The following is an 8834-nucleotide window of genomic DNA, read 5'->3' on the forward strand; positions in this document are numbered from 1 at the left end:
CACCGGTACGGTGGTCCCGACATCGGCAGTGACCGCAGCCACACCCAGCATCGCGGTCGCCCAACCCTGTCGACCGCGACGACGCACACCCGGCGACGCCTACGGTCGGCTCGACGCGGCATCCGTCACCACGGGCGCCCGGACAAGGAGTGCCCTGTGAGCGACAGCGACGTCGCCCCCCTCGAGACCGCGTTCGGCGTGGACCACCACGTCAGCCGCGCGACCGCCCCCGAGAACCCCGTCCGCCTCGAGCAGGACGGCGGCCCCGAGATGGTGCAGCTGCTCACCCCTGAGGGGGAGCGGGTCTCGCACCCCGAGCACGACGCCGTCGTGGACGCCCTGAGCGACGAGGAGCTGCGCGGGTTCTACCGCGACCTCGTGCTGATCCGGCGCTTCGACGCCGAGGCCACGGCGCTCCAGCGGCAGGGCGAGCTGGGCCTGTGGGCCAGCCTGCTCGGGCAGGAGGCCGCCCAGGTCGGCTCCGGCCGCGCGCTGCGCCCCCAGGACTACGCCTTCCCGACCTACCGAGAGCACGGCGTCGCGTGGTGCCGCGGCGTCGACCCGGTCAACCTGCTCGGCATGTTCCGCGGGGTCAACCACGGTGGCTGGGACCCCAACGAGAAGAACTTCCACCTCTACACGATCATCATCGGCGCGCAGACGCTGCACGCCACCGGATATGCCATGGGCATCCAGCGTGACGGCGCGGTCGGCACCGGCGACGACGAGCGTGACGCCGCCGTCATCGCCTACTTCGGCGACGGTGCCACCAGCCAGGGCGACGTGTCCGAGGCGCTGGTCTTCGCGGGCGTCAACAACAGCCCGGTCGTGTTCTTCTGCCAGAACAACCAGTGGGCCATCTCCGAGCCGAACGAGAAGCAGACCCGGGCGCCGCTCTGGCACCGGGCGCGCGGGTTCGGGTTCCCCGGCATCCGTGTCGACGGCAACGACGTCCTCGCCGTGTATGCCGTGACCAAGGCCGCGCTGGATGCCGCGCGCACCGGCCAGGGCCCGACGTTCATCGAGGCCTACACCTACCGGATGGGCGCCCACACCACCTCCGACGACCCGACGAAGTACCGCGTCAGCGCCGAGGTCGAGGTGTGGAAGCACCGTGACCCGATCGAGCGCTTCAAGCGGTGGCTGCTCACCACCGGCCGCGCCGACGCCGCGTTCTTCGACGCCATCGACGCCGAGTCCGACACCCTCGGCACCTCGGTGCGAGAACGGTGCCTGTCGATGCCCGAACCCCCCGGAACCGACATGTTCGACCACGTCTACGCGACGCCGCACCCCGTCATGGAGCGCGAGCGGGCCGAGTTCGTCGCCTACCAGGCGTCCTTCGAGGAGGCGCAGGCATGAGCCCCGGAGCCACCAAGCCCACCACCATCGCCAAGGGCATCACGAGCGGGCTGCGGGCCGCCATGGAGCGCGACCCCAAGGTCGTGCTCATGGGTGAGGACATCGGCAAGCTCGGCGGGGTCTTCCGGGTCACCGAGGGCCTGCAGAAGGACTTCGGCGAGGAGCGGGTCATCGACACCCCGCTGGCCGAGGCCGGCATCCTCGGCACCGCCATCGGCATGGCCCTGCGCGGCTACCGCCCGGTCATCGAGATCCAGTTCGACGGGTTCGTCTACCCGGCGTTCGACCACATCGTCAGCCAGGTCGCGAAGCTGCACGCCCGCTCGCTGGGGTACGTGAAGATGCCGCTCGTCATCCGCATCCCGTTCGGCGGTGGCATCGGCGCGGTCGAGCACCACAGCGAGTCCAACGAGGCCTACTTCGCCCACACGGCGGGGCTGCGCGTCGTCGCCGTCTCCAACCCGCACGACGCCCACTGGATGATCCAGCAGGCCATCGAGACCGACGACCCCGTCGTGTTCTACGAACCCAAGCGGCGCTACTGGGACAAGGGCGAGGTCGGCGACGGGCCGGCCGGGTCGCTCAGCTCGGCGCGCGTGCTGCGCGAGGGCACCGACGTCACGCTGCTGGCCTACGGCCCCATGGTCAAGACGTGCCTCCAGGCCGCCGAGGCCGCCGCGGAGGAGGGGCACAACCTCGAGGTCATCGACCTGCGCTCGTTGTCGCCGCTCGACGAGGACACGATCCTCGCCTCGGCGCGCAAGACTGGCCGGGTCGTCGTCGTCCACGAGGCGTCGACCTTCCTCGGCATGGGTTCGGAGATCTCCGCGCTCGTCACCGAGCGGGCCTTCCACCACCTCGAGGCCCCGGTGCTGCGCGTCGGCGGCTACAACGTGCCCTACCCGCCCAGCCGCATCGAGGAGGAGTTCCTCCCCGATCTCGACCGGGTGCTCGACGCCGTCGACCGCTCCCTCGCGTACTGAAAAGGGGTTCTCGCAGATGGCTCTTCGTGAGTTCAAGCTCCCCGACCCGGGTGAGGGTCTGACCGAGGCCGACCTCGTCACGTGGCACGTCGCCGTCGGTGACACGGTCAAGGTCAACGACATCGTCGTCGAGGTCGAGACGGCCAAGTCGCTCGTCGAGCTGCCGGTGCCCTTCGCCGGCACCGTCGCCTCACTGCATGCGGCCGAGGGCGACACCGTCGACGTCGGCTCGGTCATCATCACCGTCGACGACGGGGTGGGCGGTTCCTCGGATGCCGCCGCGCCGGCTCCCGCTGCCGCCGCGCCCCCCGCTGCCGCCGTGCCTCCCGCGACTCCCGCTGCCGCCCCGGCATCCGATGGCGGTGCTGCGGGCGAGGAGATCGCCGAGGGCCTCATCGGTGGCACGACCTCGACGGGGCGCACCGCGGTGCTCGTCGGCTACGGGGTCAAGCAGACCGAGGCCAAGCGCCGCCCCCGCGCTGGCGGGGCATCGCCGACCGTCCCCGAATCGACCAATAGGTCACCAGAGGTACAGCCGCTGTCCGGGGAGCGCACCCGCACCCTGGCCAAGCCGCCGGTGCGCAAGCTCGCCAAGGACCTCGGCCTCGACCTCGCCGCCATCACCCCGACCGGCGAGGGCGGCATCGTCACCCGCGCCGACGTCGAAGCCGCGGCCGCGAGCGCGACCGGTGCCCCGGCATCCGCACAGGAAAGCTCGGATGCCGTTCCCGCCGCGTCCCGCTGGGGTCACCCCACGGCATCCGGCGACCGTGAGGAGCGGATCCCGGTCAAGGGCGTGCGCAAGATGACCGCCCAGGCCATGGTGGCCTCCGCGTTCACCGCGCCGCACGTCACCGAGTGGGTCACGGTCGACGTCACCGGGACGATGGAGCTCGTCGAGCGGCTCAAGGCCGACCGTGAGTTCCGCGACGTCAAGGTCACGCCGCTGCTCGTGCTCGCCAAGGCGATGTGCGTCGCGGTGCGCCGCAACCCCGGCATCAACGCCAGCTGGGACGAGGCCGCCCAGGAGATCGTCGTCAAGCACTACGTCAACCTCGGCATCGCCGCGGCGACCCCGCGCGGGCTCCTCGTGCCGAACATCAAGGATGCCGACGCGATGACGATGCGTGAGCTCGCCGACGCGATCGGCACCCTCACGGCCACCGCCCGCGAGGGGCGCACGCAGCCCGCCGACATGAGCGGCGGAACGATCACCATCACCAACGTCGGGGTGTTCGGCATCGACGCCGGGACGCCGATCCTCAACCCCGGTGAGTCCGCGATCCTCGCGTTCGGCACGGTGTCGCGTCGCCCGTGGGTCGTCACCGCGGCCGATGGCAGCGAGAGCATCGAGCCGCGCTGGGTGACCACGCTGGCGCTGAGCTTCGACCACCGACTCGTCGACGGCGAGCTCGGCAGCCGCTACCTCGCCGACGTCGCCGCCCTGCTCGGCGACCCGGGGCGGGCCCTGGTCTGGGGCTGAGCACCCGTCGCCCCCACGGGGTACGCCCTCACTAGGGTGTGCCCCGTGGTGGCGAATGGGCTGGTTGAGACTCGGCCGTTGGGCCTGGTGCTGCTCGGCGGCACCATCGGCACCGCCGGTCGTGAGGGCCTGCACCTCGTCCTGCCCGCCGACGGCGGCATCCCGTGGTCGGTGTTCCTCGTCAACATCGTCGGCGCCGCCGTGCTCGGTGGCCTGCTCGCCCACCTGGCCGCCGTGGAACCTGAGACGCCGCGCCGACGTGAGGTGCGACTGTTCGTGGGCACCGGCATCCTCGGCGGGTTCACGACGTACAGCGCCCTGGCGACGGACACCGTGCTGCTGGCCGACTCCCGTCCGGGCCTGGCGATCACGTATGCCGTGGCGAGCGTCGTCCTCGGCGTCCTCGCCGCGGGGATCGGCTTCCGCATCGGGAGGCTGTTCGCCGACCGGCATGCCGACCGGGCGCGGGGAGGTCGGGCATGAGCATCCCCGTGTTCCTCCTCGCCTGCCTCGGCGGGGGTATCGGCGCCTGCCTGCGCTTCGTCGGGGACGGGCTGGTCATGCAGCGTGCCAAGCCGGGCTTTCCGGCGGGGATCTTCCTGGTCAACGCGCTCGGGTCGTTCCTGCTCGGTCTGGTCGTCGGGTCGTTCGAGGCGGGTCTGGTCGACAGCACGTGGCTGTTCATCCTCGGGGGCGGGGTGCTCGGGGGCTTCACGACGTTCAGCACGGCGATGGTCGACACCGTTCGGCTCATGCACCAGGAGGCCTGGGGCCGTGCTGCCGCCAACGCGGCGGGCATGCTCGTGGTGGGCGTGCTGCTGGCGCTGCTCGGCCTGACCCTCGGCCGCGGGCTCTGACTTTGGCGCTCCCCGCCGTGGTGGAGGCGTACGTGGCAGAGTGGCCAGCGTTGCCCGAACGTCGTCAGGAGTGACATGAACGACCCCACCGGTGTGGTCTTCCCCGAGGTCGACGGGCGCCGCTCGACGAGCGCAACCGGTCGCGGCATCGTGGCCGACGCACTGCGCCCCGTCGACCCCGTCGGAGCGGCCGCCGCCCAGCGCGAGACGAACTGGCGCAGTGGCTACCTCACCCACTTCCGGCGCCTGGTGGAGGCGGGCCTGACCACCCCACAGGCTGCCGTGACGATCGCGGATGCAGGCCTTGCATCGGTGCATGACCGGATGCGGTGGCGCGACGCCGACGGGAACGAGTGCGCCCTCGATGCCGCGCTGGGCGGGGTCGTCGGCAGCCCTGCCGACAATCTCGTGACGGAGAGCCGCGGCGGTGGTGGCGAGCCCGACACCGCCCTGACCGTGCCCTACCGGGGCACTCGGCTCGCCGGGGACGACCTGCGCCGCCGGCTCGATGCATGGGTGGACGACGGGGTCGTCGAGCCGAGCCTGCGCGAGGCCGTCGGGCTGGTGCTCGACAACCCGCAGTGGCTGCGGCTCGAGGGGCGCACCGTCGTCGTGCTCGGGGCTGCGGCCGAGATGGGGCCGCTGCGCTCGCTGCTGCGCTGGGGTGCCACCGTCGCCGCGGTCGACCTGCCCCGCCCCGACCTGTGGACCCGCGTCCTCGACGACACGGCGTCCAGTGCCGGTCGGCTGCTCGTGCCCGCGTCGCCGGGCACGTCCTCGCTCGCCGAGCGGGCCGGCGTCGACCTGATCGCGGGTCTGCCGACCGCGACCGGCTGGGTGTGCGGGCTCCCCGGGCAGCTGGTCGTCGGCAACTACGTCTACGCCGACGGGGCGACGAACGTGCGGGTCAGCACCGCGGTCGACGCGATGACCCGGATCGTGCGCCTGGCCCGACCCGACACGGCGCTGTCCTTCCTCGCGACCCCGACCGACGTCTTCGCCGTGCCGGGGGAGGCCGTCGACGCCTCGGCCCTGTCCTACGCGCAGCGCCGTACGTCCAAGGTGCTGCGTGGCCCGCTGCGCACCCTGTCGGGCGGGCGGCTGCTGCGCCGCAACTACCAGCCCGGCGAGGACCCCGGCATCAACGACTCGGTGGTGCTCCAGCAGGGCCCGAACTACCTGCTCGCCAAGCGGATCCAGCGCTGGCGGGCCACGTCGGCCCGGGCACAGGGGGCCACGGTCTCGTTCAAGATCGCCCCACCGACCCGCACCCGCTCGGTGGTGAAGAACCGGGCGCTGGCTGCTGCGTATGCCGGGTCGCACCGCTTCGGGGTCGAGGTCTTCGAGCCCGGCACGGCCAACACCCTGATGGCGGCGCTGCTCGTGCACGACCTCACCGTCGGCTCGCCCCGTCAGGACCACCCGTGGCAGGACGAGGCGTATGCCGCGGCGCACGGCGGGTTGTGGCGCGCCGCGTACGACCCGCGCAGTGCTCTGGGGCTGGCTGCTCTGCTCGGCGCCGCCTCCGCCCGCCCCTGACGTCTCGCCGTGAGTGCGGAAGTGGTGGCCCTGGCCACCACTTCCGCACTCACGGCGGGGTGGGAGGGCAAGATGGCGACATGAGTGCCTCCTCGTCGATGCCGAAGCGACCGTCCGACCCGCTCGACCTCATCGACCTCGACAGCCAGCTGAGCGACGAGGAGAAGGCGATCCGGGCAGCCACCCGCCAGGTGTGCGCCGACGTCGTCGACCCGCACGTCATGCAGTGGTACGAGGACGGTGACCTGCCCGCCCGCGATCTCGCGCTGGAGTTCGGCAAGGTCGGGCTGCTCGGCATGCACCTCGAGGGGTACGGCTGCGCCGGCATGTCGGCCGTCGACTACGGCCTGGCCTGCCTGGAGCTCGAGGCGAGCGACTCCGGCATCCGGTCCCTGGTGTCGGTGCAGGGCAGCCTCGCGATGTTCGCGATCTGGCGCTTCGGCACCGAGGAGCACAAGCAGCAGTGGCTGCCGCGGATGGCCGCCGGTGAGGCGATCGGCTGCTTCGGCCTGACCGAGCCCGACCACGGCTCCGACCCCGCCTCGATGCGCACCCGCGCCCGCAAGGACGGAGACGACTGGGTGCTGAACGGCTCGAAGATGTGGATCACCAACGGCTCGATCGCCGACGTCGCCGTGGTCTGGGCGAACGCGGGCGAGGAGCACGGCGGCATCCGCGGCTTCGTGGTGCCCACCGACACATCGGGATTCGCGGCGCACAAGATCAGCCACAAGATGTCGCTGCGTGCCTCGGTGACCGCTGAGCTCACCTTCGAGGACCTGCGTCTGCCCGCGGATGCCGTGTTCCCCGACGTCACGGGGCTCAAGGGCCCGCTCGCGTGCCTGTCCGAGGCGCGCTACGGCATCGTCTGGGGCGCGCTCGGCGCGGCCCGCTCGTCGCTGGATGCCGCGCGGCGCTACTCGATGGGGCGCATCCAGTTCGGCCGGCCGATCGCCGGGTTCCAGCTCACCCAGGCCAAGCTCGCGAACATGGCGACCGAGCTGCAGCTCGGGCAGCTGCTCGCGCTGCACCTCGGGCGACGCAAGGACACCGTGGGCCTGCGCCCGGAGCAGGTCTCGGTCGGCAAGTACAACAACATCACCAAGGCCATCGAGATCTGCCGCACGGCCCGCACGATCCTCGGCGCCAACGGGGTGAGCGGGGAGTACCCGGTGCTCCGGCACGCCAACAACCTCGAGTCGGTGCTGACCTACGAGGGCACCGTCGAGATGCACACGCTCGTCATCGGCCAGGCCCTCACGGGGGAGTCGGCCTTCCGCTGACCCGCCTGCGGCGGGTCGCCGCGGGTCGCGGCGGGATCTCGTTTGCTCGAAGGGCCCGGCGGGCCTCAGGATGGTCGTTTCGCCCTTCATCCCTCACCCTTCGTCCTACGGAGTTCTGTCGTGTTGTCCGCCTACGCCCCGCTCTTTCGCGTGCCCGGAGCCCTGCGCTTCATCGCCGGCACCGCGCTCTCGCGCACCGGGGGGTCGATGTTCGGCGTGGCCGTCATCGTCATGGTCAGTGAGCGCCGGGGCTCCTTCGGGGTCGCCGGTGCCGTGTCGGCCGTGGGGGTCGCCGTGCTCGCGATCGCCGGGCCGGTCATCGGGCGGCTCGTCGACAAGCACGGCCAGCGCCGGGTGGCCCTGCCGTTCATCCTCGTGTCGTCGTGTGCCGGAGCCCTCACGGCCTACTTCTCCTGGTCCGACGCCCCCGTCTGGACCCTCTTCGTCTTCTACGGCCTTAGCGCCGTGCTGCCCGAACCCGGGCCGATGTCGCGGGCGCGCTGGGCCCACATCTTCCGCGACGACCCCGACCAGCTGCACACGGCGATGTCCTTCGAGCAGGTGGCGGACGAGGCGTCCTTCGTGCTCGGCCCCGTGCTGGCCGTGCTCGTGTCAACGCTGTGGTTCCCCGAGGCCGGCCTCATCCTGGCCGAGGTCCTCTTCACCGCGGGCATGCTCATCTTCCTCGCGGCGCGGGCCACCGAGCCGCCGATCGTGCCGCACGCCGACCGCCCCGGCGGGTTCGCGGTGCGCCGCCCCGGCCTGCTGCTCGTCGCCACCGCCCTGGTGATGACCGGCATGATCTTCGGCGGCAACGAGGTCATCGCCGTGGCCTTCGCCGACGAGGCCGGTACCAAGACCTTCTCGAGCATCGTGCTCGGGGCCTTCGCGCTGGGGTCGACGATCGCCGGTCTCCTCTTTGGCACCCGTATCTTCCGCTCGACGATGACCCGCCGTCTGTTCCTCGCCGCGGGCGGGATGTTCCTGCTCGAGGTGCCGGCGCTGTTCGTCGACGGGCTCTGGCCGCTCGCGGTCGTGATGTTCATCGCGGGCTCGGCCACCGCGCCCCTGCTCATCACGAGCCTGTCGCTGGCCCAGCGCCTGGTGCCCAAGGCGTTGGTGACCGAGGGAATGGCGGTCGCGATCACCGGCATCCTCATCGGCATCTCCCTGGGGTCGGCCATCGCGGGTTGGGCCATCGAGGCGTGGGGCGCGCAGGCGGCGTATGCCGTGCCGATCGCCGCGGGTGCGTGCGCCTTCGCGATCATCGGGGTTCGCTACCGGCACCTCGAGCGCGCCGAGCTCGCCGCCGCCGGCTACCACTGAC

The 8834-nt window shown here is 71.8% G+C and carries 8 protein-coding genes; all 8 read left to right on the top strand.

The window, feature by feature from the left end; genetic code table 11:
• Window positions 1-156 precede the first annotated feature (156 nt).
• The 8 genes from pdhA to PLL68_RS09705 all read left to right on the top strand — a co-directional run bounded on the left by pdhA (window position 157) and on the right by PLL68_RS09705 (window position 8833).
• On the top strand, window positions 157-1362 hold the full coding sequence (pdhA, locus tag PLL68_RS09670) for a pyruvate dehydrogenase (acetyl-transferring) E1 component subunit alpha (protein ID WP_502910689.1): 1206 nt from the start codon (window positions 157-159) through the stop codon (window positions 1360-1362).
• On the top strand, window positions 1359-2345 hold the full coding sequence (locus PLL68_RS09675) for an alpha-ketoacid dehydrogenase subunit beta (protein ID WP_324533553.1): 987 nt from the start codon (window positions 1359-1361) through the stop codon (window positions 2343-2345). The genes pdhA and PLL68_RS09675 overlap by 4 nt, the downstream gene beginning before the upstream one ends.
• A 16-nt stretch (window positions 2346-2361) precedes the next feature.
• Entirely contained in the window at window positions 2362-3828 is a 1467-nt protein-coding gene (locus tag PLL68_RS09680) for a dihydrolipoamide acetyltransferase family protein (protein ID WP_324533554.1), read from the top strand.
• Between the two features lie 87 nt (window positions 3829-3915).
• Window positions 3916-4311, top strand: coding sequence for a fluoride efflux transporter FluC (locus PLL68_RS09685; RefSeq protein ID WP_324533562.1), 396 nt, complete (start codon window positions 3916-3918; stop codon window positions 4309-4311).
• Window positions 4308-4685, top strand: a complete 378-nt coding sequence (locus tag PLL68_RS09690; protein WP_324533555.1) for a fluoride efflux transporter FluC — start codon at window positions 4308-4310, stop codon at window positions 4683-4685. The genes PLL68_RS09685 and PLL68_RS09690 overlap by 4 nt, the downstream gene beginning before the upstream one ends.
• A 75-nt stretch (window positions 4686-4760) precedes the next feature.
• A complete protein-coding gene (locus PLL68_RS09695; protein WP_324533556.1) occupies window positions 4761-6224 on the top strand; it encodes a Rossmann-fold NAD(P)-binding domain-containing protein in 1464 nt (487 codons plus the stop codon).
• An 80-nt stretch (window positions 6225-6304) separates the two neighbouring features.
• Window positions 6305-7507, top strand: coding sequence for an acyl-CoA dehydrogenase family protein (locus PLL68_RS09700; RefSeq protein ID WP_324533557.1), 1203 nt, complete (start codon window positions 6305-6307; stop codon window positions 7505-7507).
• 120 nt (window positions 7508-7627) lie between these two features.
• Window positions 7628-8833 (top strand): MFS transporter, encoded by a 1206-nt coding sequence (locus PLL68_RS09705; protein ID WP_324533558.1) that lies wholly within the window; start codon window positions 7628-7630, stop codon window positions 8831-8833.
• The last annotated feature ends 1 nt before the right edge of the window (window position 8834 follow it).

This window comes from Ornithinibacter sp. (assembly GCF_035443565.1).
Taxonomy (GTDB): Bacteria; Actinomycetota; Actinomycetes; order Actinomycetales; family Dermatophilaceae; genus Fodinibacter.